Genomic DNA, 26,122 nt, shown 5'->3' with positions numbered 1-26,122 from the left:
ATGAAAAAGCAAAACAATTCTATTATAGAATGGGCAATGCAGAATAAATCATTTCCGCTTGCTTTAGCCTTACTAATGGTAAGTATCGGACTTTTCGGTTTATTCAATATGCCAAGAAACGAGTTTCCTGATTTTACGATTCGGCAGGGATTGATTATTGGGTATTACCCGGGAGCGAACTCAGAAGAAGTAGAACAGGAACTAACCACCAAAGTAGAAGAATACCTTTTCAGTTTTAATGAGGTTGATAAAACCAAAACCTATTCTTATTCACAAGATGGAAAAATGTATATCTATGTTGAAGTTGCCAATCGTATAGATGAAGATGCCACCCAGCAGTTTTGGAACAAACTAAAAAACGGATTATTAGTTTTCCAGCAACAACAACTGCCTCCCGGCGTACGCGGTGTAATCGTTAATAGTGAATTTGGAAATACCGCAGCCATGATTCTGGCGGTACAATCTTCTTCCCGTCCCTACAAGGATTTACAAAATCATGTAGAAGATATTGAAGATAACCTTCGCCAATTAGAAAATGTTGCAAAAATTAGTCATGATGGTGGTTTGACCGAGCAAATAGCGGTGTATACAGATCAAAATAAGCTAGCCACTTATGGTATTAGTCCGGGAATGCTAATGCAAAGTTTACAACAACAGGGCAATATTAATCCCGGGGGGACCTTAGAGGAAAATGAATTTGACCGGCCCATACATATCGATACATTTCTAAAAGATGAGACCGATGTAGCCAACCAGATTGTTAGAACTACTAATGACGGAAGTATTATTCGAATAAAAGATATTGCGGAAGTAAAACGGGAATACGAAGATCCAGATGCTTTTACCACTACTAATGGCACCAAAGCGATGATTATTACTTTGGAAATGGCTAAGGGCAATAATATTGTTCATTTTGGGAAAGAGATCGAGGAACGTCTTAATACGATAAAAAATAATCTGCCTGAAGATATAAAAATCGTAAAAATAGCCGATCAGCCTGACGTCGTACACAGTGCTATTGGTCATTTTATGAAAGAATTTGGCTATGCCTTAATTGGAGTGATTCTCGTGGCTTTATTCCTTTTACCTTTTAGAGTTGCCTCGGTAGCAGCGGCAACGATTCCAATAACTATTGCCTCTACCCTTGCCGTTATGTATATGTTAGGAATGGAATTAAATACGGTTACCCTGGCGGCGCTTATTATTGTGCTGGGGATCGTAGTAGACGATCCTATCGTAATTATAGACAATCACGTAGAAAAATTAGATGAAGGCGAATCGATCTGGAAAGCAGCCTACCATAGTGCTTTAGAACTTTTCCCTTCGGTATTTACGGCTACTTTGGCGATTTCAGCTACATTTTTACCACTAGTATTCTTTTTGAGTGGAACGGCTAAAGACTTTTTAAGTACCTTTCCTTTTACGATTATGATCGCCTTATTTTTATCCCTTGCGATTTCAGTTTTAATCGTTCCTTTTTTCAATACTATTTTTATAAAAAAAGGACTTCATAACGACAAAAAAGAAGAAGAAAATAAAAAATCGATGTTAGATCGATTACAGTCTTTCTTCAATGCATCGCTAAAAAAAGCTATGAAGCATTACCGGCTCAATATTGCAGTAGGTCTCGCTTCGATAATTTTAGGGATCATTTTATTTTCAACTTTAACGCAGGAACTATTCCCCATTATAGATAGAAATCAATTCGCAATCGAGGTCTATCTCGCCGAGGGTAGTAATCTGGATGAAACCTCAAAATTAGTAAGCGAATTTGAAGAGAAAGTTCTGAAAGAGGATGAACGTGTTCTTAATTACACCAGCTTTATAGGTGAAAGTTCTCCTCGTTTTCACATGGTATATGCTCCCAACTTACCAGCTAAAAACTATGCACAAATACTGGTTAACACAGCTTCTGATGATGCTACGGTAGAAGTCTTAAAAGATTATGATACAAATTATGCTGAAATGTTTCCTAATGCTCATTTTAGGATGAAACAACTCAATATGGTGAACAAACCGGCCCCCATTGAAGTTCGTTTATATGGAAATGACATCAGTCAGCTAAGGACTTATGGTGACAGCATCATTAATTTGGCGAGGCAAACCCCAAAAACAATATGGTCCCGAACCAATTTTGGTGAAATGGAAAAAACCATAAATATTGATATTAAGAAAGACGAAGCAGCGCAATTGGGATTAAGCAAAGAAGATATTGCAAATACCGTTGCCATGTATATGGAAGGCTTAAATGCAACTAAAATTTATGATGAAGATTATGGCATTCAGGTAAAAATTAAAGCTAAAAACAATAAAAAGCAAACAGTTGCAGACCTCAACGAACTTTCCATACTTTCCGCAAAAACCAAGACTATGGTTCCGCTTAGACAAGTGGCTAATGTAGAACCTGGTTGGGAAGAACAACAAATTACTCATCGTAATGGGATGCGTTGTTTAACCGTAAGAGTAGATATTGCCACAGGTACCGTGGCCAATGTAATTCTAGAGAAATTAAGACCAAAAATAGATGATCTTAACATTCCTGATTCGATAAGAATAGAATACGGAGGAGAGTTTGAAATGCAACAAGAGAATTTAGTCCCTATGGGAATTTCGTTATCAATAAGTGTCTTGATCATATTCTTAATTCTCATCTGGCATTTTAAATCTGTAAAACATGCTACCTTAAGCTTTATCACCATGCCATTAAGTATTTTAGGTGCTGCCATAGGCTTATTATTAATGCAATATCCTTTTGGATTTACTTCTTTCCTGGGAATTTTAGCATTATGCGGAATTGTAGTAAGAAACGGCATAATTTTAATTGATTTTGCTGATGAACTTAGACTTAATGAAAATTATAGCGTTCGCGATGCGGCAATCGTTGCAGCGCAGCGAAGAATGCGACCTATTTTTTTAACCTCATCGGCAGCAGCGGTGGGTGTGATCCCAATGATTATAAGCAGATCGAGTTTATGGGGACCATTAGGGACCGTAATCGCATTCGGACTCATGATTTCTATGGTACTTACGCTTTATGTATTACCGGCTTTATACTGGATGTTCTTTAGGAATACTGAAGAAAAGAAAACTGAAGATGCTTAAACCTAAAATTGCGAGAAATGAAAACTAATTTTTCAACCTATAAACAGCTTTTATCTTTTATAATCCTCGCTGTTACCTACGCTGGCAATGCTCAGGAAATGAAGATATCCCTTAACGAAGCTAAAGACGCAGCCTTAAAATATAGTCACGATATTAAAAATGGCAGTCTACGCATTGAACAGGCCCATGCGCAACGACAGGAAGCTATTGCTTATTATTTCCCTACAATTGAAGCTTTGGGCGGAGCTATTCATGCCTTCGACAATATTATCGACCCCATTGCCATGCTAGGAATTCCTGAAATCGATAATTTATACCTGGCATCGGCCACGGCATCTGAAGTTGTTTTTGCCGGTGGCAAAGTAAGAAATTCCAATAAACTTGCTGAAATTCAGGTACAAGTCCATAAAATTAGAGCCCAGCAATCTATAGACTCTGTTATTTTAACTACTGCAAATAAGTACTGGCAACTGGTGCAATTACAGGAACAAAAAAAAGTAATAAATGCGGCAAAACTTTATTTAGATGAACTTTTAAAACAACAGCAGGATTTACTGGATGCCGGATTAATCGCAAAAAATCAATTACTTCAGGTTAGAGTAAACCGTAGTAAGGTGCTATTAAATGAAAGTAAACTTTCTAATTTGCGGAAATTGGCTTTACTAGATCTGGCATTATACACTGGCCTGAATTATGACACCAGCGCCGTGGCGATTGACACCTTGCATGAGGTTATCCCGCCGAAATTAAAATACCAGCATACGACCAATGTTACTGAAAACTCAAACTATCGCTTGTTGGACGAAAAAATCCAGGCTTCAAAACTACAAACGAAAATGGCAAAAGCCGAACTATTACCGCAGTTTTCTGTAGGTATAAATGCAGTAAAGTATGGCACATTCGACACAGGTTTAGACTCAAATATCCAACCCATGGCATTTGGACTTGTACGAATTCCAATTTCAGCATGGTGGGGAGCCGAAAAACAAAAAGTAAAACAACAGGAAATTAAGGAAGAAATTGCCGTAAATCAGTTAAAAAAAGCTCAGGATCAAATCACCATTGGTATCATGAAAAGTTGGTATGACTTGCTTGATGCTTACCATCAAATAGAATATGCCAAGGAAAACCTTGCTTATGCAGAAGAAAATTTAGAAGTGCATCGCGATAATTACAATAGTGGTTTAAACAATCTTTCAGACCTACTTGATGCACAGCGCTTACAGCAAGAAGCAAAAACCGAACTGATTAATGCCTTTGCCAAATATCAAAATAGCGAAACAACTTATCTATTTAGTAACAATAAATTAGAAGCCCCTTCATTAGAAGAATTAAAGGAAGATTAAAAGTCATTGAAGTATAACACCTCGTTAACTTGATGAGGTGTTTAAAGGCTAATCTATTTTTGTCTTTATAATGAATAATTCTGTAAAAAACTTTGTTTTTTTTTGCAGGAGTATGGATATTGATTAATCTTTCTATTTATGAACACAAACTTCTGAAATTGTTTTTTTAATCAATATTTATTTAGGCAGAGCTATACAATGGTATAGTATTGAGTCCTCTAGCAAATATTTGGGAGCTTGTAACTAATTATACTAAATCAAACAGCTAGAGGTCATCATTTTATTAAGAATAATGAAAAATCTCTTATTTTATTCTAATTAGGGATGCCTGTAAAATTTTATCGCTATAGCATATAAAAACTCAAATCAACAATGCTTACAAAAGAAACATTTATATTATAAATTCATTTTTATTTCTATTTTTGCCGCGAATGGCGAATAAACTTCACATATCGTATGCATTTACATTTTTTGTGGTATTTGCAATAATTTTCCCTGCGGTACACCAGCTTGGTCATTCTCTGGCGTCCATAGTAACTACCAGTATTGAACATGATAACAGGCTAGTAAACAAAAAAGGATCTACGCACATTCAGGTTGATAATATGGATTGCCAGGTCTGTAATTTTCATTTTCAAAACGCAGATACGCCATCTTATTTTGATTATGAAATTGATTTACCGCAAATAGCAATACACTATATTATTTCCTTTGAAGATAGTGTTAACCTTTACCCCAGCCCCCTATTTTCTTTAAGAGCTCCTCCCGTTTTTTCATAAACGACTCACTTTAACATATTTACTACTATGATATTGGCAAACACCATTTGTCATATTGTAAATGGTATTATCTATAAAAAAGGATCAAGGATCTTTTTATTTCAGCATTACTTAACATTTAGCACCTAAAACATGAACAATTATTTAGCGATGCGCAGCATTGCCATTACCGTCTTATTCTGTATATCTCATATACTCACCGCTCAAAAAAATGATTTTGTATTCAACGATCAAGTATTTAAACCTGGTACCAAAACTCAAATATCAATTCCTGTTCATACTAAAACGGATACTACGATTATTCCAATCACTATTTTCCATGGAAAGAAAAACGGCTCGGTTTTAGGTATCGTAGCCGGCGTTCATGGTCTGGAATATGCACCAATTCTGGCAGCTCAGGAATTTTCTAAAGAAATAGATCCAAACCAACTGGAAGGAACTATTATTCTTGTACATATGGCCAACGTTCCCGCTTTCTTAAAACGCTCACTACGAGTAAACCCCATGGATGATAAAAACTTAAACCGTGTTTTCCCTGGAAGTGAAAGTGGCACTATTACTGAAAGGATTGCGTGGACATTTACAAGTAAAATTATTCCCAAATGTGATTATTATATAGATGTACATGCCGGCGATGCCAATAATGATTTGCGCCCTTACGCCGGATATTACAATTATTTTGACCAACCAGATATTTCAGAAAAAGCCAAAGAAATAGCGATTGCGATGGGTTTTCCATTCGTTATACAGTTTGGTAATGAACAATCAGTAAAAGATAAATCTGTCTATACTTCACGGGAAGCTTTTATGCAGGGAATACCGGCTATTGATATTGAATGCGGCAGAATGGGTATTGTCGAAGAAAAATTTGTTCAGCGAATAAAAATAGCGCTAAAGAATGTTCTTTTTCATTTAGATTTTCTAAAAGGCACTCCCCAACAGACGTTGAATGATCCTTATATAGTAGCACAAAGAACCACTGTAGAAAGTGAACATACCGGTTTCTTTTACAGTGATTTCACAAGCGGGGATTATGTAAAAAAAGGCCTTAAACTGGGCTATATCACCGATTTATTTGGAAATTATATTAGTGATGTTTTTTCTCCTGTAGACGGAGTTATTCTTTATAAAATATTCAATCCTCCGGTAGAAAAAGGGACTGGCTTATTCAACATAGGTCACATCAACTAATTCGCCAAAACCTGAGCTTATATAATCAATAAGAAGATTCCAATAAAAAACTGCCTTTAAAAGGGCAGTTTTTTATTGGAATTCTGTTTACATTAATCATAATCCTAAAGAGGATAAGCCCATATTTTCTATTACAACACAAAATTCAAATGAATACCTAACCTCATCTTAGCTTCCACAGCACCTCCATTTAAATCTTGTGATACTGGGAGCATCAGGTTTACACCTCCAGAAATCTTTCCGTAAGTAGATTCTACTCCTATTCGGCTAAACAAAACACTTCCTTTCGTATCCTTAACAGCCAAACCATAACTTTCGTTCTCTCCAAAAATTTCTCCTGAAAGCCCTAAAACCGGACTAATAGAAACTGGGGTAAAAGTTTTTGCATTCATGGTATTAAATGTTCTAAATAAATTTAATCCATAATTAAATTGATTTCCAAAATGATATTCTTGTTCATTCTCGGTTTTAATGGTGTAATTGGCCAAAAGACCTACTCCCCAGTTTTGATGACTTACCGAATAATTTGAAGCTAATAACACATCCCAGCTTCCCGTTCCTACCTGAAAACTTGGGTTTACACTGCCCTCATTATTGGCACGATCGTATTCTCCTGTAGGAAGCTTCAAACCTACTCCCACTTCCAGGTTATGTTTAAAATTGCTTTGCTGCTCTGGTAAAAATCCATCGAGTTTTGGTGAAATTAGCTGGTAAAATCCAAGAATACTAATATCGCCTAAACCGTTAATGCGTTGGGAACTACCATCTATAAATTGCCGATTATGAAAATGGTACGGCACAATAACATTCAGTTTAATTTTTTGACTTATCGGAATTCTTGCCCAGGCCTGCATCGTATTAAAATTCTCATCAATCCAGGGAGAGTTATTATAAATCCCATCACGTGATTGATATTGCTGTGTGATATAACGCAGTCCTATAAAATCACCATTACCAATAGTACCATAGCCCATACTACCGCCGCTACTTCCACACCCACAAACATCACAATCCTCAAATTCTTCAAATTCGGACAGTCCGATATTCGCTGTATGGTTTTCATTTACATTGGAACCAGTAGTGGGTTTAAAATTAAAATTCGAAAAAACAGTGGTAGAATCTGTTAAGCTTTCGGCGTGTAAAAAAATACTGCCAAAAACACCAAATATCAATACCATTATATATCTAATATTCTGCAAATCGTTCATCATTTAAAAAAGTTTCATCGGTTAGGGTGCTTAAAAAGGCAATTAAAGCCTGCTTTTCTTCCTCGCTTAAATCGATACCTAACCTGTTATTTTGTCTTAAAATAGGATCTAAGGTTTCTGAATCCTGTACACCAGTATCGTAAAAATTAAGTACCGATGCTAAACTACCAAAACGCCCATCATGCATATAAGGGGCGGTAATCGCCACATTTCTTAAACTAGGTACTTTAAACTTATAATTATCGGCTGTGCTGCCGGTTACTTCGGCCCGACCAATATCATTAATACCGGGATAAGGCGGCAATCCGTTATTTCTAAAAGCATCATCGGTAAATAAATCACTGGTATGACAGGAAGCACATTTTTGCTGAAATAATTCATAACCATATTCTTCAGTTTCAGTAAATTCACCACCTTCTTCTCCCCTTACATATTTATCATAGGTTGAGTTTGAAGAGACCATCATCACCATAAACTGTGATAAAGCTTTAAAGAAATATTCGTTGTTTACCTCACCCTCATCAAAAGCTTCTGCAAATAATTTTTGATATTCGTCATCTTCGCGCAGTTTGGAAACCACGTTGGATACGGTTTCTCCCATTTCTACTTCATTGGTTATGGGGATAATAGGAAATAAATCCAGGTGCGAAGTTGCTCCATCCCAGGCAAACTCTTTTTGGAATGCCATATTTTGAACTGCCGGTGCATTACGTGTACCTTCTAAATCATCGATTCCATGACTAAACTGATGCCCGTGATGCGTAAACGCAAAGCGCTGCTCGTGACAAAATCCGCAAGAGATAAATCCGTTTGAAGATAGACGGCCATCATAGAACAGTTTTTTACCCAACTCAAATCCTTTTTCGGTTGGTGGATTGGCACTAAGATCATACTGAATCTGTGGGAAATTTGAAGGTATATTGACATCCAGTTCCCTATTGATCGAGATATATTCGGCTTCATCATCACTACAGGAATAGAGGCCTAAAATCAACAGAATCAGCATAAGGATTTTCTTATGATCATTTATCATTTCTGAAAATTTTTACGGTAAACTGAAGCACCTTGAAAAAAAAGATGCTCCATCTACCAATATTAATCCTTAATTAATGCTGAATATTTTCACCATTATGTACATGATCTACGCGAAACATTCCGTTTATGTTTTCTGAAATTTGCGGACTTTTTACCTCATCGATCATTACTACTGCTGCTTCAGAAAGTTTGATTTTATGCTGCCCATCCAGTACCTTGTTGGCATCGACGGCCATATGCACAACCGGACTCAAATTTTCGCTTACCAGAGCATCGCTTGGCATTTGCAGAGTTACTTCCCGGTAATTATCCAGGCTACTGCCGTGACTTCCCATATGGATTTGGAAAATGGTAGGCTCAGTTACGGTTTCAGATGTAAAAGTTCCTTCAAAATTTAGGAATTTATACCCGGCCTGCCATGACCACATCATTTCATTTTCTTCAGCTACCTGAAGAAAATCTCCCTGTCCTTCAGCGCCCTGCTGATATTTTTCCTGGTCTACCCCTACGCCAAACTTAAGGGCCACATATTCTCCTGCCGGGATATCTTTTAAAACCACCTCGGTAAGTTCATTTTCTTCACTCACCACAAAATAACTATCATCCTTAGGATACGTAAATTCATTTCCCTCAGCATCGATCAGTACAAAATTACTTACGATATAATTAAAGCGGTTAATCTTTAAAGTCTCTCCGTTAGCATTGGTATAACTGGTAGCTCCCAGAAGTAAGGCATCCCCGTTTACGCCAGCGTCAAACTCAATACGCACATCATTTTCCCCACCCAGGTTACTCACCGCATCATCATCTGAAGAGCATGCCGTTAGAGAAACGGCAACAACTAATACGAAGATTTTTATATAATTAAAATTCATTTTGTTTAAAATTTGGATTGCTTTTTATTACATTTTTTAAATACTACGCTGCTATGTTTTTATTCCCGAAGAATTGATCTCCGTTAAAATTTGGACATAGCTATGGCTATCAGTCTAAAAGCCGATCTTAGCCTGTCTTTAAATAAATTTTAAGCAATAGGAGGTTTTACCATTCTCGTATAAAAGAGAAAAGTATAATTCGCCAAATAAGAAAACTCGTGTTTATCGCTATTTTCGAGAATCAAAGCTTGTCCATCAAAGTTTAGCTGATCAAGTTCGAAATATAACAAAGGCAGCTCGTATCTATTGGCTAATATTCCACGTTTTTCTTCGTGTTCTTTATCAGCCTGCTTAGCCAGAGACCGCATTAGATAACATTTACCATTACAGGCAAGATCTGGACGGTCTTTATTAATACACAATTCGGTCACTATATAATCATAATTGAAAACATAGTCGAAAATGGGCATTATAGGTTTAAGCAGGATAAAAAAGGCTACGAAAAAGCCTAAATATCGCATATACCTAATAAGATTTATTTAGTAAGTGCGCGCGCGTTTTCTATACTGGAATTTACGGCTTGCTGCATTGCTTTTACATCGCTAAGTTCTTCTTCTAAAGCATCGATTTGTTCTTGAAGCTCTTCGTTGTTCATTTTTTGAACCCTGGCTTTATTTTTCACAAATTCGTCGCTAAAGCTATGCATCCAATCCATCATTAGCTTATCGGCTTCCTGTAGTTTTTGCTCGGCTTTTAGGTATTTCTCCGCCGTGCTACTAGTATCTGCCATTATTTTTAATTCCTTTGATAATTTTGAAATATCACCCATTTTAGGCATTACTTTATCATGAATATCCAGCACTTGATGAAATAAGTCCTCATATTTTTCTTTTTTTGCTGAAGTATCTTCGGCGCAGGAAATAGCCATTAAAGCTAAACTGAATACTAAGGCTAATCTATAGATTAGTTTTATTGAAATGTTCATCTAAATCTTTTAAGTTTTAAAATATATGATTAGTCACCACTCTTTTTAATTTTTGAGCAGACTAAAATTGATCCTTAAAATCTCGAAAATCGAGTAGCATTTAAATGATTGGAGGATGGAAAAAATCCTGAAGCGAATAGAACTGATAAAATTGAGGTTTCGCACTGAAGTTATGCGCGATCACTTCGGTATCCATACTGGTATTTAGTACCAGCTGTTTTTCGGCATAAAATAAAGGAATTTCTACTTTTTTTGCTAAAGTTTCCTTTTTTTGTTGTGACTCTTGTTCTGAAGCCTCGGCTAACGCCTGCATCAAATAACACTTCCCATTACAGGCCAATTCAGGGCGATCTTTATTTTCACAAAGTTCTTTGCTGATGTAATCGTAATTCAGGACATATTCCACCACCGGAAATGCGGGCTGAAAAACAATCAAAAAGGCGAATATGGGAAACAAAAATTTCACGCTGCAAATATATAAAATCCTACATGCTTTTTTGGGAAATGTAAGAAATTTGATCAAAATTAATATCTTAAAAAAACAACTGCCAAAACAGACTCCTGATTCTTTTTTGTAATCCATACCTGTTTCATAGAACTTATTTATTTTTTCAATATTTTGGCATCTTTAATATGATAGATCCAATCTTCGGGATTCGTATCATTATATGAAAATATCCCCACCAGGCTTATATATTGATCTGTTTTTAAACTAGGGGTATCATTTTTAAACTGAATTCCCATAACAGATTCCGGTCCCGCCATTCCGCAGAAAAAGCAGGCCGACATCACATTACTGCTTAAAGCGTATGAATTTTCATCCATGGGAACGACATATCCTGAAATTTCTATATAATGATTTTTTAAATTTTTTAATTGAAAATTGATGATAGGGTTTAAAACACCACCGGGATAGTCTTCTGTTTTCTCTTCCACATAATCGATATTAGCCAATAATTGCCAGCCCAGCTTTACAGTATCTTTGGATATCTTAGGTGATCTTTTTTCTGTTTCAGAAATATCATCAATTGCTCTTGAAGTATCCACTATGGCTTTATATCCAACTGTATTCCCCTTATTTGGAGTAAAAAATATATATTCTACTATAAATAAAACACTTACGATCAATACTAACAGTGCCCATTTCGTTTTACTCATAGGACAAAATTTTAGGAATATTAAGTTTATATGCTTTTACTGCTGGAATTAAAGCTGCTAATACCCCCAAAATAAGGCAAGCACTCAACAAGTAAACCTCTTTAGCTAAAACAACTGACATCGGGTCTATACTTAAATGAAACTCATTATCGGTATAATGACCAAAAAACAGGATTACGAATCGTGCTAACAAGCTTCCTACTATATAACCTGACAGACATAAAAACAGACTTTCCTGCACCACCAACCAAAACAACTGAAATTTATTACCGCCACTCACCCGCATCAACGCAAACTCTTTTTTACGGTTATTTAAACGAGTATATAATGAGATAAAAATGCTTAAAGCGGCAAGAATCATGATCCCATACGCCAGATAACTAAGCATGGCTATTCCAAGACCCATTAATGAAAATAGTCGGTTTATTTCTATAGCGGGGGAAGCCACCTGCATATTAGTAGCATTAGCGACCAATCTTGGCCAGGTAACCAATCCCATTTTATTTTTTAATTTTAGAAGTACCGCTGTGATCTGTTTATCTTCCTCTTCTTCGTGAGCCTTATGTTCACTATGCTGTCCTTCTATTGTATCCTCTTCAATCTGCTTATGATCGTGCCCCTTACGATCAGCATCGTGATGGTGCATCTCCCAAACACTATCGATATTACATAAAATCAGGTAATCCAACACCTTTCCGGTAGGATTAGCTATCCCCACAATGGTATAAGGATGTTCATCGTGAACATGACCTTCGGCATTTTGTCCGTGAGCACCATAAAATTGATCTCCAATCCTCAGGTTCAATTGCTCTGCCAGGTTCTTCCCTATTACGACTTCAAAATTGGCATTAAAAAAGCGTCCGCTTTCTAAATCATTTCCATAATGCTTCATATAGTCTTTGGTAGTACCTACAATTCTGTTTCCCTGATAGTTATCGCCGTAAGCTAAGGGAACAGCATGTTGTACAAAAGGATGCTCCATCCATTGCTGAGCTTCTTTATAAGCAATATTCCCGGTAGGTGCATCAATTTGATAAACTGCAGATAAAATAAGTTGTAAAGGACTTCCTTTAGCACCAAGCACTAAATCGATATTATTTAAATTCGCAGTATAGCTATTTTCAAATTTTTCCTGAACGATAATAAGTAATGATATCATCGCTACAGAAAATGAAAGCAACATCATACTTAATGCTGTGCTTAGTGGGTTATGCCAAATATTTTTCCAGGCTAGTTTACTGATCATATTATAATTTAATTTGGCTACTAAAAAATTGTTTCAAGCGCTGGTCGTGGGTAACCACCACCAGAGAAGTATTAAAGCTTAGTGTATAATCCAACAATAGCTTTGCAACCTTATCTGTATTTATATCATCTAAACTGGCCGTGGGTTCATCGGCTAGTAGAAGTGCCGGTTGATGCACTAAAGCCCTTGCGATACTAACACGCTGGCGTTGACCGGTACTAAGTTTTTCGGGAGATCTATGTGCGATATCGTCTATTCCCAAATAGGATAAAAAATACATAATTTCATCTTTTCGTATTTTCTTCTTATTCGCTAACCAACCGGACAATTGAACATTTTCAAAAACACTTAAACTCTGAATAAATGACGTATTTTGAAAAACAATCCCCATTTGCGTTCCCCGCAAATGATCACGTTCATTTTCCGATAATGACGGAATAGAGATATTGTTAAAAGTCATTTCCCCATGTGATGGTTTCAGTAAACCACTTAATAAGTATAACAATGTAGATTTTCCTTTACCCGACGCACCAGTTATTAATAAAGATCCTCCCGACTTAAGATTGATATCCGGGAAATACTGTTCCTCTTGCTTTGGATATTTGAACGATACATTTTTGGTTATCAACATGATCTATCTTTTGACAATTTTAAAAGCATTCATTTTATGATGAAATGCATTGATTAAATGACCAATTATCAAACCTAAAGAACCCAAATGTATAAGCTGGCTATGATAGTTTCGAAAAAATGACAGCAAGGCACTTACCAGAATGATCGATATAGATAACCATAACACAAACTCTAAGCTTTTTGAATCTAGGTTTTTGGAAATCTTTAAGACGATTACAAAACCGATAATCGCAAAGGCAAGATCTATCCAGTGATTATGCTGCCATTGGATAGGAATTATGGTAAGAATTGGCAACGCTAAACAATGTATGGAACATAAAGTAGCTGCCGAGACCCCAAAATAATCGAACATAGACTTTTTCATCACTCTGATTTTTTTCTGACAAAACTAGCATATTTTATTAAAGCAACAAAGTTGCATTAATAAAATATTTAACTACATTTGAAATATAATATCATCTTATTTTATATAAGTTAAATTATTTTTTAGATTTGTCTAAAATTTAAATTCACAAACACTAAAAATTATATATAATGAAACTACTTCAACTCTTACTCCTTATCTTCCCCCTTGTGCTTTCCTCCCAATCCAAAGTCGAAATAAATGGTAAGATTTTGAGTGAGGAAGGGCATGCCGTCCCCTTTGCAAATATTTCTGTCATTGGGGAACAAACAGGGGCGTCTGCAGATCGTGATGGTTTATTTCAGATTTCATTATCAACAGGAGCGCATACCTTAAAAATTCAAGCCATAGGTTATAAGACAAAAACTTTACAAATTGACTCCCGTAATCAAGAAGATCGCTCGCTGCAAATTAGCCTTGCAGAGGATCAATTAGGTTTAGACCAGGTAGTTATTAGTGCTACACGAAATCGTGTAAATCTGAAAAAGGCTCCCGTTGTTGTAAATGTACTTAGCCCTAAACTTTTCAACGCCACTCAATCTATATCTGTTGCGGAGAGTTTAAATTTCCAACCCGGAGTGCGTGTAGAAACCAATTGCCAAAATTGTGGATTCACGCAGGTTCGTCTTAATGGTCTGGACGGTAGTTATACTCAGGTTCTTATCAATAGCAGGGCCGTTTTTTCAGCCCTTAATAGTGTTTATGGACTCGAACAAATCCCTACTTCAATTTTAGATCGTATCGAAGTGGTTCGAAGTGGTGGTTCTGCTTTATATGGCTCTAATGCCATTGCCGGAACAATAAATATTATTACCAAAGATCCCGTTCTAAATTCATGGCAGATTGGTTCTAATCTTGGTTTTATTGATGGAAAAACACCAGACCGTAGTTTAAATCTAAATGCATCTGTAGTGAGTGAAGATTTAAATAGCGGGATAACGGTTTTTGGGATGAAAAGAGATCGTGACAGTTACGACGCTAATGGTGATGGATTTACAGAACTTACAGAACTCACCAATACCAGCCTGGGTGCCAAAGCATTTTTAAAACCTAATGAAAAAAGTAAAATAACTTTAGATTTAACAGCTTTAGAGGAATATCGTCGTGGTGGCGACCGGCTAAAATTAGCTCCACATCTTACTGATATTACAGAAGAACTGGATCACAATACTGTAATTGGTGGAATCACCTACGATATACGCAATGAAGACCAAAGCAATCAATTTTCGGTTTATTCCTCTGGGCAGCATACCGATCGTAAAAGCTTTTATGGAGGTCTTGGAGGAGGTCGTACTCGCCAGGATTCTATTAGCGCCGCAAACGCTTATGGAAATACAAATGATGTCGCTTTATTAGTAGGTGGACAATTTACCCGTAATTTTAAAAGTAATCATGATATTTTAACGGTGGGAACCGAATATAATCTAAGTAATACTGAAGATGATATCCCGGGTTATAATAGATATATTGATCAACAAGTAAATGCAATTGGTGCTTTTGCCCAGTACGAATGGAAACCTTCTGAAACGTTTACCGCATTAATTGGTGGACGTATAGATCATGTAAACATCGATGGTAGCTATACCGTCCAGGACATTAATCGAAGGGTTGCAATTGATCAAACGGTGATCAGTCCTCGTTTAACGCTAAGATATCAACCAGCTGAAGCATGGCAGTTTAGAGGAGGATATGCCCGTGGATTTAGAGCTCCGCAGGCATTTAATGAAGATTTGCACGTATCCTCAGTTGGTGGTGAACCCCAATTTGTAATTCTATCCAATGATTTGGAAACAGAATATTCTAATGCCTATACAGCGTCTGTAAACTATTCGAAAAATTTCAATAAACTGCAAACAAATTTCTTACTGGAAGGTTTTTACACCGATTTACAAAACCCTTTTACTACAGTGAGTACAGGCGCCAGTTTATCCAATGGTTCTATTCTGGAAGAAGTAAGAAATGGTAGCGGAGTTTACGTTAGCGGTGCTAATATCGAAATAGGTGTTTCGCCATCTTCGAAATTAAGTTTTCAACTGGGAGGAACTATCCAAAATTCAAAATATAAAGAAGATCAGATTTTATTTGAAGCCGATGGGAGCATTCCCGGGGAAACTGATATTATTATTTCTGAATTTGTTAGAAACCCCAATCTTTATGGTTACTTAAACAGTAATATATCAATTTTCGAAGAAACAAGTATGGATATCACCGGAACATACACCGGATCAATGACCGTTCCTTTGGTGATTAGTGATTCTGGATTTTTACAACTAAATGAAAGTGATCCCTTTTATGACATCAATCTAAAATTAAGTCAGCATATTGATATTACAGATAATTTCCAAATGAATCTATATGCTGGGATACAGAATATTTTTAATGCCTATCAAGATGATTTTGATACCGGTGCAACGAGAGATTCAGATTATATCTATGGGCCCGCACAACCCCGAACTTTTTTCTTTGGAATCAGGTTTGGCAACCTACATAATCTTTAACCTGAAATAAAGCTAGCATATAATTAGCTTCCTGATACCGTATGAAAAAACTTTATATGTTACTAATCAGACTAGTTGAACGTATTTCAAAAATGATAAACAAAGAATTAAATAACCTAAAAGTGATTCAATATTTAAATAAGGTTCTACCCAATACTCACTATTTTTAACCTTAAAGTTGATAAGTTTTAGGCTTACTAATGTCGAAATAACCAATGCTGAACCCGGCCAGGATGTACACTAAAAACTAATTCGCCTCATAAATAATTACTATTTTAGAAAGTATTTCTTTGTATGCTACCCGAAAGCTTCATACCGGCTTTTATATTTAATCCTAGCAAGGTCAGATTAATAGCTCCAAAAAGTATTTCGATGATTTGTACGCACAAAAATGTACCATCGATGTTATTATTAATGGCTCTAAAATATAGGTAAACTGCTAATGAAATGAGTATAATACCGTTAAAGGTAACAAATTTCATTCGTTTCAATTTTGTTGTAATAATTGGACTTTTTGACTTTCCAGCAAGTTTTTTGCCTGTTATTGCCAACATTGGCATTGCGAATACTAGAACAGGTAAACAATACAATATTCCTTTTTTTACGTGCTTGATAAATTCTTCATTTCCCACAATTTCGGCAATAATAGAAAAGCTGAAAAAACAACCAATGGTTAATACGGCAATGGAAGTGGCGATGATATGAGCTGTTAGAATAGTTTTGCGTTTCATTGTCTTAGTTGTATTAAAGTTTATGAAGACAAAGCTCGCTTAATCAAAAAGCCTAAAATTGTAAGAATCGGAAATTGGGCAAGTTTTCTTTAATTGCTCTTGGATGAGTTCCGGTGATGTTCTTAACCGTATTGCTAAAATGTGCCTGGTCAGCAAAATTTTGTGAATAGGAAACCGAAGTCAGCGAGTTGGACGAATGTTTCATTTGATAGATGGACTGCCTTAGCTTCAGTAACATCATGTATTCTTTAGGGGAACATCCCACAGATTTATAAAAATGGTTTCTTAAAGTTCTAGTTGAGGTACCTGTATTTTCAGATAATTTCGAAATAGAAATATTTCCTTCCTCTTCTTCTATCAAATCAAGTGCTTTAATAACAATACTCAAATCCTTTGTTAATACTGAGCTTAAAAAAATATGTTCTATCACTGCAAACATTTCTTTCGGGTTAGAACAGCGATCAATTTTTTTCTTAAATCGCTCTGCTTCCGTTTTAAATAAATCTTCTGTTTTTATGATCCAGGGCTTCTTGGAAATATCATCATTTGTTAGCAGTCCCAATCCATAGGGTTTTAGGTGTGCCCCGATAATTTTCACTTTATCGGTAAGTGGTTTTACTGAAATTTGGTTAGTGGAAATTCTTGAAATAATCATTTCAGCACTATAATTTTCATTAAGGGAATGATTGGTGACCAAAAACGGATGTTCAAAAAAATATCCAAACGTAATTCTAGGAAAAGGGAAGACAAACTCTTCATTAAATTTGAGTTTGTCGACAGGAATTTCAATAAAAAAATAATAATCAATCCATTGTTGAAGGCCATCATTAAACGGCTTTTGTATTATAAAATCATTCTCCAATTTTTTTTGAATTTTTATATGCGAACAATTGGTGGTAGCCTAAATGCTACTTTTAACTCCGAATATTCTGGGACACAGTATCCATAATAAGGCAAATGCATCAACCCCTATTTTTAGTGACACTTATTTTTATTCATCTTTATTTCGCGCAATCAAATTCCCCATATTCTTATTGAATTTGGGCAAATTAGTACTCAAAACAGAAAAGAATGCCGTGTCTGCATTTTCTACTGCGGTCAATGCTATTTGTAGCACTTTTGCACCATCAGTCGTTAATTTAATTACTTTGGCTCTGGTGTCGGTAGGATGCTCTTGTCTACTAATAAATTTCTTTTTTTCCAACGTTCTCAAAACTTTGGACACCATCATTCTATCGGTATTACTTTGGTTGGCAATCTCAACTTGTGTGACAACATTATTCTTTTTTGAAAGCCAACCCAATGCAGCTAACAACACAAACTGTGTTTGTGTTAAGTTTAAAGGGTCTAAAACCTTTTTTAGCTTACGTTGCCATAACATAGTTACTTGACCAAGCAAATAACCTGGACTATCATTTGGACTTTTAAACTGAAAATCAATTTCTTTAGACATCTTATTGAAGCATTTGAGATGAGATTAAATCAAAATCGTGTTTATTGATTTCAAGAATTCCCAAACGGAACGGATATCCCCATCTCTTTTTGTTTTGGATAAATTGTAAATCGTCAATTAAGGGAAGGATAGAAGTGTCTTTACATTGCAAAAATTCAATGTTTCTTCTTGAAGGACAAAAATCCTCCGAAACTTGCTGTTGATATATTTCATCATCTGAGACTTTTCCCAATGCTGTAAATTCCTGGCATTTTTCGGGCTTACCAAAAGTTTGTTTACTTGAGTAATAAATTACAAGATCTCCTTTTTTCATTCTTTTTAATGGCGTAACTTTTCCGTGACAAGCCTGTGCTATTCCTTGTCCAACTCCATTTTCAACGTGGTCTTTTGAAGCTACGATTATCCAATATTTAACTCCCCTTTCCTTCATTTTGGATCTAAAAAAGTAGGTTTATAACCATCAAGATCTTTTACGTGAAAAGCTCTGCCAAATGGAGTTTCAAATATTGGATCCACAGTAGTTATTCCATTGGCAATGAATTTCTCATTCAGTTCGTCCAAATTTTCCGATACAGCAAACCAAAGTGACACACCAACTCCCAATTCTTTGTCTTCAATCGGTTCCAGCGGTGTGCGAATGGCGAAACTTGCTTCTCCTTGATTGTATTTAAAAACAAAAGCTTGCGGATTTGAATTGTCAATTTCAAATCCTAATTTTTCTGTATAAAAGTCTTTTGAAGCTTCCAAATTTTTCACTTGCAAGGATGCGAAAGTTAATTGTCTCATTTTATATAAATATTATTGTTGCTACAAATATAATATACATGACAACAAAAAAAGAATAAAATAATCTTATATTTATTATATTTTGTTGTGTAGATCATAATTAAATATTTTGAGGCAGTGTATTTTATACTATTACAGACTCGTAATAGTAGTATTGGTCAGGGTGCTTTAAGTAAGCTAATTATAACGAGCTACAAATAAAAAAACACAGTCACTTCATCTAGAAACACATTTTTTATTGCATGTATCTTGAGTAATTCTATTCTATAGGCTTTGTTTTTAGCCCCAAGAAAATTTTAATGACTAAATAATAGTCAGTCATATCTTTATGTTTAATTGTTTTTGAATACTAATCGCTATGCAAAGATTTTTAAATTTTCACATTTACTTTCTCTCCCGCTTTTATCTGCTTATTAATTAGTTCAGCTCCATTTAAATAAATTTTAGTTTCAATCATATCGTCTAGTAATTGCAGGTGAATAGAGATCGCTTTATCACCTATATATAGATTTTTAAGATTGATTTTGGACATTTCATCAGAAAGTTGTGGTGCAATACTAAAAGAATTGAACTCAGTTTGCTCAAATGACAACATTCCTTCGATAATTAGCCTGCAATATAAAGCGCTTTCTGCTGAAAGATGCTTCATATTATTTTCAGGAAATGCTTCAATCGGATAGGGTACATGCTCGCCCAATAATCTTTTCCCTGAATAATCTATTAATTTGTTAAGAGACTTGTCAAAGAAACCGGCTTTAAAGGTTCCCCTTAAGGCATATAAGGTTCCTCTATCCCAAAAAATATTCGGCTCTGTGGATGCGGGATTTAGTTCTACTAAAACTCCGTTTGATGTCCAAAGTTTTTCGAGAAGTGCATTGGCAGTTGCTTCCGCTCTTTTATCTATACCCATTACCAGTGGTAAGCAAATCCAATGTCTAAGATGTGTATTTCCTTTAAAGTAACGATAGGTATTTAGTCCTGCTATGTTATAACCAAAATACTTTTCTATAACATTGGCCATTTCAACACTACGTTTTAGATACTGTTTAGATAACTTATGTAAGCCAAGTTCTTTTGCAAGGTAAGATGCACTAATTAGTCCTCCATAGTATAAAGAATTAGTAGAAAGGTTTGCTTCGCCAGTAGATATTCTTCCTTCCATCTCGTCTGTGTCTGACAAAACAACACCTTCTTCATTCCTGTGATTATTGCAGTAGTTTAGACTCCACTCAATCAACGGCCATATTTTTTTTGCAAAATTTTTATCGGTATTTCGTAATAAGAATTGAGATGCACCATAGGCGATCATAGCAGCATCTCCCCTATCTTTACCGCATGAGGGGAGCTCACCATCAATTTCAAATGAGTAGCATATTGGAGAGGAGTCTTGGGGAATATTTTTTAAAAACATGAGATAGGTATTTTTTGCCGCTTCAATACCAGTATCATATCCTAAAAAGGGAAAGAAAGGGCCACTGTACTCTGCCTGGTCATTTGCCCAGATACCAATGTAATAGTTTCCTCCTCCAGGAGAATGCACTAAGCCCATTTCTGATTCAAAAATACTTTCAGAAGCTCGTATTTTCGAAAAATAAAAAAGCTGATCTATGAGCGGATTGGAGGTTTCTAAAACAAGATTTTCTTTAATCTTGTCAAGAAAATTATTTCTTTCCGCTTCAATTTCTTTGTAGTTAAATCCATTTACCGGTTCATCATCTATAGCGGCAGAAAAATAAAGCGTAAAATTATAGGCCGACTGGGGAAGGAGGCTAATTTCTTTTTCAGAATCGCTATATACATGACTTGTATAAATCCCCTTATATCCCCTCAATTGATGAAGAGTATCTGTTTTGTCGAATTTTAATTCTTTTGCCTGATCACTATTATTTATTAATTCCCAGTTTTCAACAAATACTCTTTGATTCATAGATGGAAATAAAGTTCTTTTAAGAATAATTCCCTGAACTGGAGCATGATAAAAAGTCATTTTACCATCAATTTTCACCGAATCAATTTTTTTAAATACCACATTAGTACCATCCATGCTGATTGTGGGCTCAATTTCTTGGGCATAAGTTTGCTTATGATAGGCCCGGTATTTCTTCCAATCCTCTTCAAAAGTCCTTAATTGAGGGTATATTATCTCACGCTTTATACTAAGTTCCTTATCTTTATTAACATCGTAATAAATTATTGCGGATACTTTTTTTCCAGACATTTCAATATTATCCCCATGCGGGTATGAATCAGGTTTATGTATATTCCAAACAATGCTTTTTGAAGAAGAAATATCCCAAAATTGATCAAATTTCAGATCTTGACCTAATAGAAAAAAAGAGTTTAAAAGTAGTAGTATTAATAAACTAATTTTCATTTTCATAATTGCTCAGCAGTATTTAGATTCAGATTTTTCAGAAATGTTTTTAGTGAAATAAAAACTTGATTTCATAAAAATAGGCTTTTATAATTGATCAGTGTCTTTTTTAATAATGCTATTAAGCTAAAGACCTGAAAAAAGGGCTTATGGATAGTTGTTTCCATTGTACGAGATTTTGTGTTTTTTACCGGTACGACCTAACAAAAACCCGATATTGAGTAAACCGGAGTGCAGAACAGGTTTTTATAGGAACACAACAACGGGGTTTAGAAATACATATGCTCATCGATAATGCAGGGATTGGTTAAGATGGTATTTAATGTACGTAACTAGAAGGTGGTTTTTTCACTCATTCTCATTTTGACTACACAAATCCTCAATTAGCACACATTCAGAAAAAGCAGCCAGACGATCTTTGTATTTCAAAATTTTACAAAGAGAACTATGAAAATTGTATTGACAGGATCATTGGGTCGTATTGGAAAACCCCTAACACAAAATTTAGTAAACAACGGTCATTCGGTAATCGTTATTAGCAGTAAACCAGAAAGACAAGAAGAAATTGAAATGCTTGGCGCAAAAGCAGCAATCGGCAGTATGCAGGATGTTGATTTTTTGATTAACACATTCAAAGGTGCCGATGCTGTTTACCTGATGATAGCCTGGGATGCTATCGGTAATATCTTCGACAAAAACATAAATTTCCCTACTGAATTTATCAATATTGCAGAAAAGTACAAACAATCAGTGAAACAATCAGGCGTGAAAAAAGTAGTGCTTTTAAGCAGTATCGGGGCACATACCAACCAAGGTATTGGTAGTCTTTCTGTCTATAAAGGCATTGAGGATACGATGAATCAACTGCCTGCTGATGTATCCATCAAATTTATGCGCCCTGTTGCCTTTTATCCTAACCTTTTCAGATTTATGCAAAGTATCAGGACCGAGGAAGCTATTATACAAAGCTATGGAGGCAACACTAAAGAGCCCTGGGTATCCCCCTTAGATATATCCAATGTGATTGTCGAAGAACTGGAAAAACCTTTTGAGGGCAGAAGCTTTCGCTACATAGCCAGTGATGAAGTTTCACCCAATGAGGTGGCTACAATTTTAGGAGAAGCCATTGGAAACCGCAAGTTGAAATGGCAGACAGTTTCTGCGGAACAATTACTGAATGGTATGCAGATGTCTGGGATGAATGAGTGGGTCGCTAAAGGTTTTATAGAAATGCAAGCCGCACAGGGAACTGGCATTTTATACGAAGATTTTTATAAAAACAAACCAGAATTAGGCAAGGTAAAAATGACAGAATTTACCAAAGAATTCGCATCAGTTTATAACCAATAAAATTTAGAAACTATGAAGAAAGTATTAATTACCGGTGCCAATAAAAGTATCGGCTTTGAGACAGCTCGACAATTATTGCAACAAGGATATTATGTGTATTTAGGTAGTCGTAGCATCGAAAGAGGAAATCTTGCCGTAGAAAAACTAAAAGACGAAGGGCTAATCAATGTAGAGCTTATTCAATTAGATGTAAACAACTCTGCTTCAGTAGATACAGCAAGAATTGAACTGGGTAAAAAGACAGAAGTATTAGATATACTTATCAATAATGCTGGAATTAACGGCGGTATGCCTCAGAATGCATTAAATGCAACTATAGAGCAGCTGCAAAATGTATTGAACACCAATTTATATGGAGTAGTACGGGTTACCCAGGCATTTATAGATTTATTGCGTAAATCTGAAAATCCCAGAATTGTAAATGTATCCTCAAGCGGTTGTTCCTTAACTTTGCATAGCGACCCAAACTGGAAATATTACGACCATAAATCTGCAGTTTATGCGCCTTCCAAAGCAGCGATGAATATGTACACCATTGCATTAGCTTATGAATTGAAGAATGATAATTTTAAAGTGAATGCTGTTTGTCCGGGCTTTGTAGCCACCGATTTTAATGGGCACCGTGGCACCGGAACGGCTCAGGAAGCAGGAACTCGTATTGTAAAATATGCCACCATTGACGATGATGGGCCTACAGGAAAATTCTTTAGCGAGGAATACAATCCAGAAACAGGCGAATGTCCCTGGTAAAATGCAACTAAATGTTTTGTAAATTTATAATATGAAAAAAGAAGAAGAAAAATTTCAAATATTCCAATCTTTATCGGACTTGCACCGGGTGCTTGGCTTACCAAAGCCATTTCACCCGATGATAAGTTTTACAGACATTAAGAACATCAAAATCTTACCGGAAGAATTTGGTAATGCTTATATTCTTAACTTCTACAAAATTTCATATAAATCAGATCTTTGCAGACAGGCTAAATACGGACAGCATTATTATGATTTTGGAGAAGGTGGATTGGTATACACCGCGCCTAATCAAGTTTTTGAATTGAATCACCAACCTAGTACAGGTTATTTATTGCTAATTCACCCCGATTTTTTGTTAGGCTATTCATTGGCTAAAAAGATAAAACAGTTTGGATTTTTTGGATATGCGGCCAATGAGGCATTGCATATTTCAGAGAAGGAAAAGGAAACTATATTTTCAATTTTTAAAATTATCGACGAAGAATTACAAAGTAGAATTGATGATTTTAGCCAGGATGTTATCATCTCTCAATTAGAATTATTATTAAATTATAGCAACCGCTTTTATAAGCGACAATTCATTACACGTAAAGCTATAAATAACGACTTGTTACAAAACTTGGAAGAAATTGTGGACGATTATTTTAACAACGAAAAATCATTAAAGCAAGGAATTCCTACCGTACACTTTCTTGCCGAACAACTCAATATTTCACCAAGTTATTTAAGCGATCTTTTACGTTCTTTAATTGGGCATAGTGCAAAACAATATATCCACAGTAAACTGATTGAAAAAGCAAAGGAAAAATTATCGACTACAAACTTAACCGTAAGCGAAATTTCCTATGAATTGGGATTTGAACATTCACAATCATTTAGTAAGCTTTTCAAGAAAAAAACGAACCGTTCACCATTGGAATTTAGACAGTCTTTTAACTAAATCGACAACAGTAAACAAAAATACTTCAGCTAATTCAGCTAATAATGAAGCGTTCGTATAAGTGGTACAGCAAACATGAAGTCCTGTTAACGACCCTAATATTTTATTAAAACTGATCTATTTAAATATTAAATTTGCTGGGATAAGCTCAGCTCTTTGTGGAAAACGTCATTCAATTGCCAACTTTTATGAGTAAACCAATCCATAAAAAGGAACTGAAATTTATAGATATATAGCTACTAATCCTTTTTAAAAAACTAAAAATCAGTTAGATTAGTACTTTGACTAAAATGGATATAATACAATTTATTGTTTTATAGCTACATAAGCATAAATACCTCAAAAATTAAAATATGAAGAAAATCTATCTCACTTTTATTTTAGTAACATTTTTAATATATGAAGGCTACAGTCAAGAGTATGTTGACTCAGAAACAAAAAGAACCGTAATTAATAATGGAATCGGGCTTGGAAGTGTAATTGCCGGAGTCACATCCTGGGAAAGAAATAAATCTGTATTACTTGCTACCATTCATGGTTTTTTTAGTTGGTTTTATGTCATCTATTTTGTGCTAACCAGAAAAAAAGAAGAAAGAAAATAATTTAAACTTTCCTATTTTCAGGAGGAGTCTACATCCGCCAGCTTACGACAACCGCAACTACTCCCCCATATATGAGAAAACTGTTCACGATAATATTTAGTTTGACCATCAGCCTTTGTTTTTCACAAACAAAACAACAACTGATTGATTCAATTATTAACGTAAACAGAGTGGAATCTAACTGTATTGGAAATGCTTGTTTGCCAAGTTCCCAATACAAAAGGTTTCAAAAACTAAAGAAAAAAATATCCTACAAAGAACTAATCGAATTATCAAAACACGAAAATTCCACAATTAGGACTTACGCTTCGATTGAGCTCATTCAGTCTAACAAAGGAAACGTTCCTGAGTTGCTATTAACTGAACTAAGGAAAAATGAAATGGTTGAGACCTTCGATGGTTGTACAATCGATGTTGAACCAATTTCCTCAATCATTTATCACGAATATTGGAATAAAATCAGAATAGAAGCGTCTCGAATAAAAGGTAATAATTACGAGCAAGGTTTAGCAATACAAAAGGCACTTGCTACCGTGCAAAAAACGGTCATAGTATACCACCCTGGCCGGGTTAAAGTGAGCCACCCTGGCCGGATCAAAGTGAACCACTTTAGCCGGAGTAAAGTGAACCACTAAAAAATCGATTCTATTTGTAAGAAGCCAAATGTCTTTTTT

The 26,122-nt window shown here is 35.4% G+C and carries 25 protein-coding genes; 9 read left to right on the top strand and 16 right to left on the bottom strand.

Annotated features, from left to right (window positions below):
* From AC13DP_RS19580 to AC13DP_RS19565, 4 genes are all read left to right on the top strand, one after another.
* Entirely contained in the window at positions 1-3,102 is a 3,102-nt protein-coding gene (locus AC13DP_RS19580) for an efflux RND transporter permease subunit (RefSeq protein WP_483068325.1), read from the top strand.
* A 17-nt stretch (positions 3,103-3,119) separates the two neighbouring features.
* Entirely contained in the window at positions 3,120-4,448 is a 1,329-nt protein-coding gene (locus AC13DP_RS19575) for a TolC family protein (RefSeq protein WP_228250066.1), read from the top strand.
* A gap of 431 nt (positions 4,449-4,879) precedes the next feature.
* On the top strand, positions 4,880-5,227 hold the full coding sequence (locus tag AC13DP_RS19570; protein WP_339813584.1) for a hypothetical protein: 348 nt from the start codon (positions 4,880-4,882) through the stop codon (positions 5,225-5,227).
* Between the two features lie 132 nt (positions 5,228-5,359).
* On the top strand, positions 5,360-6,418 hold the full coding sequence (locus tag AC13DP_RS19565; RefSeq protein WP_339813582.1) for a succinylglutamate desuccinylase/aspartoacylase family protein: 1,059 nt from the start codon (positions 5,360-5,362) through the stop codon (positions 6,416-6,418).
* 131 nt (positions 6,419-6,549) lie between these two features.
* Here AC13DP_RS19565 and AC13DP_RS19560 read toward each other — a convergent pair whose 3' ends face one another.
* The 10 genes from AC13DP_RS19560 to AC13DP_RS19515 all read right to left on the bottom strand — a co-directional run bounded on the left by AC13DP_RS19560 (position 6,550) and on the right by AC13DP_RS19515 (position 13,922).
* Positions 6,550-7,629 carry a transporter family protein gene (locus tag AC13DP_RS19560; RefSeq protein WP_483068324.1) on the bottom strand — a complete coding sequence of 360 codons (1,080 nt, stop codon included), beginning with the start codon at positions 7,627-7,629 and terminating at the stop codon, positions 6,550-6,552.
* Entirely contained in the window at positions 7,604-8,659 is a 1,056-nt protein-coding gene (locus AC13DP_RS19555) for a cytochrome-c peroxidase (protein WP_483068323.1), read from the bottom strand. The genes AC13DP_RS19560 and AC13DP_RS19555 overlap by 26 nt, the downstream gene beginning before the upstream one ends.
* 73 nt (positions 8,660-8,732) lie before the next feature.
* A complete protein-coding gene (locus AC13DP_RS19550) occupies positions 8,733-9,536 on the bottom strand; it encodes an MbnP family protein (protein WP_347406785.1) in 804 nt (267 codons plus the stop codon).
* Between the two features lie 149 nt (positions 9,537-9,685).
* Positions 9,686-10,057 carry a hypothetical protein gene (locus AC13DP_RS19545; protein ID WP_013071056.1) on the bottom strand — a complete coding sequence of 124 codons (372 nt, stop codon included), beginning with the start codon at positions 10,055-10,057 and terminating at the stop codon, positions 9,686-9,688.
* A gap of 14 nt (positions 10,058-10,071) precedes the next feature.
* A complete protein-coding gene (locus AC13DP_RS19540; RefSeq protein WP_483068322.1) occupies positions 10,072-10,521 on the bottom strand; it encodes a hypothetical protein in 450 nt (149 codons plus the stop codon).
* A gap of 100 nt (positions 10,522-10,621) precedes the next feature.
* A complete protein-coding gene (locus AC13DP_RS19535) occupies positions 10,622-10,987 on the bottom strand; it encodes a hypothetical protein (RefSeq protein WP_228250059.1) in 366 nt (121 codons plus the stop codon).
* A gap of 137 nt (positions 10,988-11,124) precedes the next feature.
* Entirely contained in the window at positions 11,125-11,679 is a 555-nt protein-coding gene (locus tag AC13DP_RS19530) for a hypothetical protein (RefSeq protein ID WP_347406783.1), read from the bottom strand.
* On the bottom strand, positions 11,672-12,925 hold the full coding sequence (locus tag AC13DP_RS19525; protein WP_347406782.1) for an ABC transporter permease: 1,254 nt from the start codon (positions 12,923-12,925) through the stop codon (positions 11,672-11,674). The genes AC13DP_RS19530 and AC13DP_RS19525 overlap by 8 nt, the downstream gene beginning before the upstream one ends.
* A 1-nt stretch (position 12,926) precedes the next feature.
* Positions 12,927-13,556 carry an ATP-binding cassette domain-containing protein gene (locus AC13DP_RS19520; RefSeq protein WP_347406781.1) on the bottom strand — a complete coding sequence of 210 codons (630 nt, stop codon included), beginning with the start codon at positions 13,554-13,556 and terminating at the stop codon, positions 12,927-12,929.
* A gap of 3 nt (positions 13,557-13,559) precedes the next feature.
* The gene (locus tag AC13DP_RS19515; protein WP_347406780.1) at positions 13,560-13,922 is read right to left on the bottom strand and encodes a MerC domain-containing protein; all 363 of its coding nucleotides are present in this window, start codon (positions 13,920-13,922) and stop codon (positions 13,560-13,562) included.
* Between the two features lie 170 nt (positions 13,923-14,092).
* Here AC13DP_RS19515 and AC13DP_RS19510 point away from each other — a divergent pair, with 170 nt between their 5' ends.
* Entirely contained in the window at positions 14,093-16,459 is a 2,367-nt protein-coding gene (locus AC13DP_RS19510) for a TonB-dependent receptor (protein WP_347406779.1), read from the top strand.
* Positions 16,460-16,734: 275 nt separating this feature from the next.
* On the opposite strand, the gene AC13DP_RS19505 is transcribed toward AC13DP_RS19510, so the two are convergent.
* The 6 genes from AC13DP_RS19505 to AC13DP_RS19480 form a co-directional block, all read right to left on the bottom strand.
* On the bottom strand, positions 16,735-17,190 hold the full coding sequence (locus tag AC13DP_RS19505) for a hypothetical protein (RefSeq protein WP_347406778.1): 456 nt from the start codon (positions 17,188-17,190) through the stop codon (positions 16,735-16,737).
* Between the two features lie 52 nt (positions 17,191-17,242).
* Positions 17,243-18,052 (bottom strand): helix-turn-helix domain-containing protein, encoded by an 810-nt coding sequence (locus AC13DP_RS19500; protein WP_347406777.1) that lies wholly within the window; start codon positions 18,050-18,052, stop codon positions 17,243-17,245.
* Between the two features lie 129 nt (positions 18,053-18,181).
* Positions 18,182-18,643, bottom strand: a complete 462-nt coding sequence (locus AC13DP_RS19495; protein WP_347406776.1) for a MarR family winged helix-turn-helix transcriptional regulator — start codon at positions 18,641-18,643, stop codon at positions 18,182-18,184.
* Between the two features lies 1 nt (position 18,644).
* Entirely contained in the window at positions 18,645-19,073 is a 429-nt protein-coding gene (locus AC13DP_RS19490; RefSeq protein ID WP_347406775.1) for an EVE domain-containing protein, read from the bottom strand.
* Complete coding sequence (locus tag AC13DP_RS19485) at positions 19,070-19,429, bottom strand: VOC family protein (protein ID WP_347406774.1); 360 nt, start codon at positions 19,427-19,429, stop codon at positions 19,070-19,072. The genes AC13DP_RS19490 and AC13DP_RS19485 overlap by 4 nt, the downstream gene beginning before the upstream one ends.
* A 370-nt stretch (positions 19,430-19,799) precedes the next feature.
* Complete coding sequence (locus AC13DP_RS19480; protein WP_347406773.1) at positions 19,800-21,809, bottom strand: six-hairpin glycosidase-like protein; 2,010 nt, start codon at positions 21,807-21,809, stop codon at positions 19,800-19,802.
* A 441-nt stretch (positions 21,810-22,250) separates the two neighbouring features.
* On the opposite strand from AC13DP_RS19480, the gene AC13DP_RS19475 reads away from it, so the two are divergent.
* From AC13DP_RS19475 to AC13DP_RS19460, 4 genes are all read left to right on the top strand, one after another.
* On the top strand, positions 22,251-23,153 hold the full coding sequence (locus AC13DP_RS19475; protein WP_347406772.1) for an NAD(P)H-binding protein: 903 nt from the start codon (positions 22,251-22,253) through the stop codon (positions 23,151-23,153).
* Positions 23,154-23,165: 12 nt separating this feature from the next.
* Positions 23,166-23,903, top strand: coding sequence for an SDR family oxidoreductase (locus AC13DP_RS19470; protein ID WP_347406771.1), 738 nt, complete (start codon positions 23,166-23,168; stop codon positions 23,901-23,903).
* A gap of 31 nt (positions 23,904-23,934) precedes the next feature.
* Positions 23,935-24,846, top strand: coding sequence for a helix-turn-helix domain-containing protein (locus AC13DP_RS19465; RefSeq protein ID WP_228250046.1), 912 nt, complete (start codon positions 23,935-23,937; stop codon positions 24,844-24,846).
* A gap of 353 nt (positions 24,847-25,199) precedes the next feature.
* On the top strand, positions 25,200-25,448 hold the full coding sequence (locus AC13DP_RS19460; RefSeq protein ID WP_013071037.1) for a hypothetical protein: 249 nt from the start codon (positions 25,200-25,202) through the stop codon (positions 25,446-25,448).
* Positions 25,449-26,122 lie beyond the last annotated feature (674 nt).

This window comes from Zunongwangia sp. L-65 (assembly GCF_056859415.1).
The sequence above is the reverse complement of the archived record's forward strand: the minus strand, read 5'-3'. Positions and strand labels throughout refer to the sequence as shown.

Bases quoted from the DNA above. Each gene is read 5' to 3' on its own strand.
- AC13DP_RS19505 (WP_347406778.1), bottom strand. From the start codon at position 17,190: ATGAAACGCAAAACTATTCTAACAGCTCATATCATCGCCACTTCCATT.
- AC13DP_RS19580 (WP_483068325.1), top strand. From the start codon at position 1: ATGAAAAAGCAAAACAATTCTATTATAGAATGGGCAATGCAGAATAAA.
- AC13DP_RS19525 (WP_347406782.1), bottom strand. From the start codon at position 12,925: ATGATCAGTAAACTAGCCTGGAAAAATATTTGGCATAACCCACTAAGC.
- AC13DP_RS19570 (WP_339813584.1), top strand. From the start codon at position 4,880: ATGGCGAATAAACTTCACATATCGTATGCATTTACATTTTTTGTGGTA.
- AC13DP_RS19550 (WP_347406785.1), bottom strand. From the start codon at position 9,536: ATGAATTTTAATTATATAAAAATCTTCGTATTAGTTGTTGCCGTTTCT.
- AC13DP_RS19470 (WP_347406771.1), top strand. From the start codon at position 23,166: ATGAAGAAAGTATTAATTACCGGTGCCAATAAAAGTATCGGCTTTGAG.
- AC13DP_RS19555 (WP_483068323.1), bottom strand. From the start codon at position 8,659: ATGATAAATGATCATAAGAAAATCCTTATGCTGATTCTGTTGATTTTA.
- AC13DP_RS19530 (WP_347406783.1), bottom strand. From the start codon at position 11,679: ATGAGTAAAACGAAATGGGCACTGTTAGTATTGATCGTAAGTGTTTTA.
- AC13DP_RS19465 (WP_228250046.1), top strand. From the start codon at position 23,935: ATGAAAAAAGAAGAAGAAAAATTTCAAATATTCCAATCTTTATCGGAC.
- AC13DP_RS19485 (WP_347406774.1), bottom strand. From the start codon at position 19,429: ATGAGACAATTAACTTTCGCATCCTTGCAAGTGAAAAATTTGGAAGCT.
- AC13DP_RS19495 (WP_347406776.1), bottom strand. From the start codon at position 18,643: ATGTCTAAAGAAATTGATTTTCAGTTTAAAAGTCCAAATGATAGTCCA.
- AC13DP_RS19540 (WP_483068322.1), bottom strand. From the start codon at position 10,521: ATGAACATTTCAATAAAACTAATCTATAGATTAGCCTTAGTATTCAGT.
- AC13DP_RS19515 (WP_347406780.1), bottom strand. From the start codon at position 13,922: ATGAAAAAGTCTATGTTCGATTATTTTGGGGTCTCGGCAGCTACTTTA.
- AC13DP_RS19460 (WP_013071037.1), top strand. From the start codon at position 25,200: ATGAAGAAAATCTATCTCACTTTTATTTTAGTAACATTTTTAATATAT.
- AC13DP_RS19520 (WP_347406781.1), bottom strand. From the start codon at position 13,556: ATGTTGATAACCAAAAATGTATCGTTCAAATATCCAAAGCAAGAGGAA.
- AC13DP_RS19475 (WP_347406772.1), top strand. From the start codon at position 22,251: ATGAAAATTGTATTGACAGGATCATTGGGTCGTATTGGAAAACCCCTA.
- AC13DP_RS19490 (WP_347406775.1), bottom strand. From the start codon at position 19,073: ATGAAGGAAAGGGGAGTTAAATATTGGATAATCGTAGCTTCAAAAGAC.
- AC13DP_RS19565 (WP_339813582.1), top strand. From the start codon at position 5,360: ATGAACAATTATTTAGCGATGCGCAGCATTGCCATTACCGTCTTATTC.
- AC13DP_RS19480 (WP_347406773.1), bottom strand. From the start codon at position 21,809: ATGAAAATGAAAATTAGTTTATTAATACTACTACTTTTAAACTCTTTT.
- AC13DP_RS19575 (WP_228250066.1), top strand. From the start codon at position 3,120: ATGAAAACTAATTTTTCAACCTATAAACAGCTTTTATCTTTTATAATC.
- AC13DP_RS19510 (WP_347406779.1), top strand. From the start codon at position 14,093: ATGAAACTACTTCAACTCTTACTCCTTATCTTCCCCCTTGTGCTTTCC.
- AC13DP_RS19545 (WP_013071056.1), bottom strand. From the start codon at position 10,057: ATGCGATATTTAGGCTTTTTCGTAGCCTTTTTTATCCTGCTTAAACCT.
- AC13DP_RS19560 (WP_483068324.1), bottom strand. From the start codon at position 7,629: ATGATGAACGATTTGCAGAATATTAGATATATAATGGTATTGATATTT.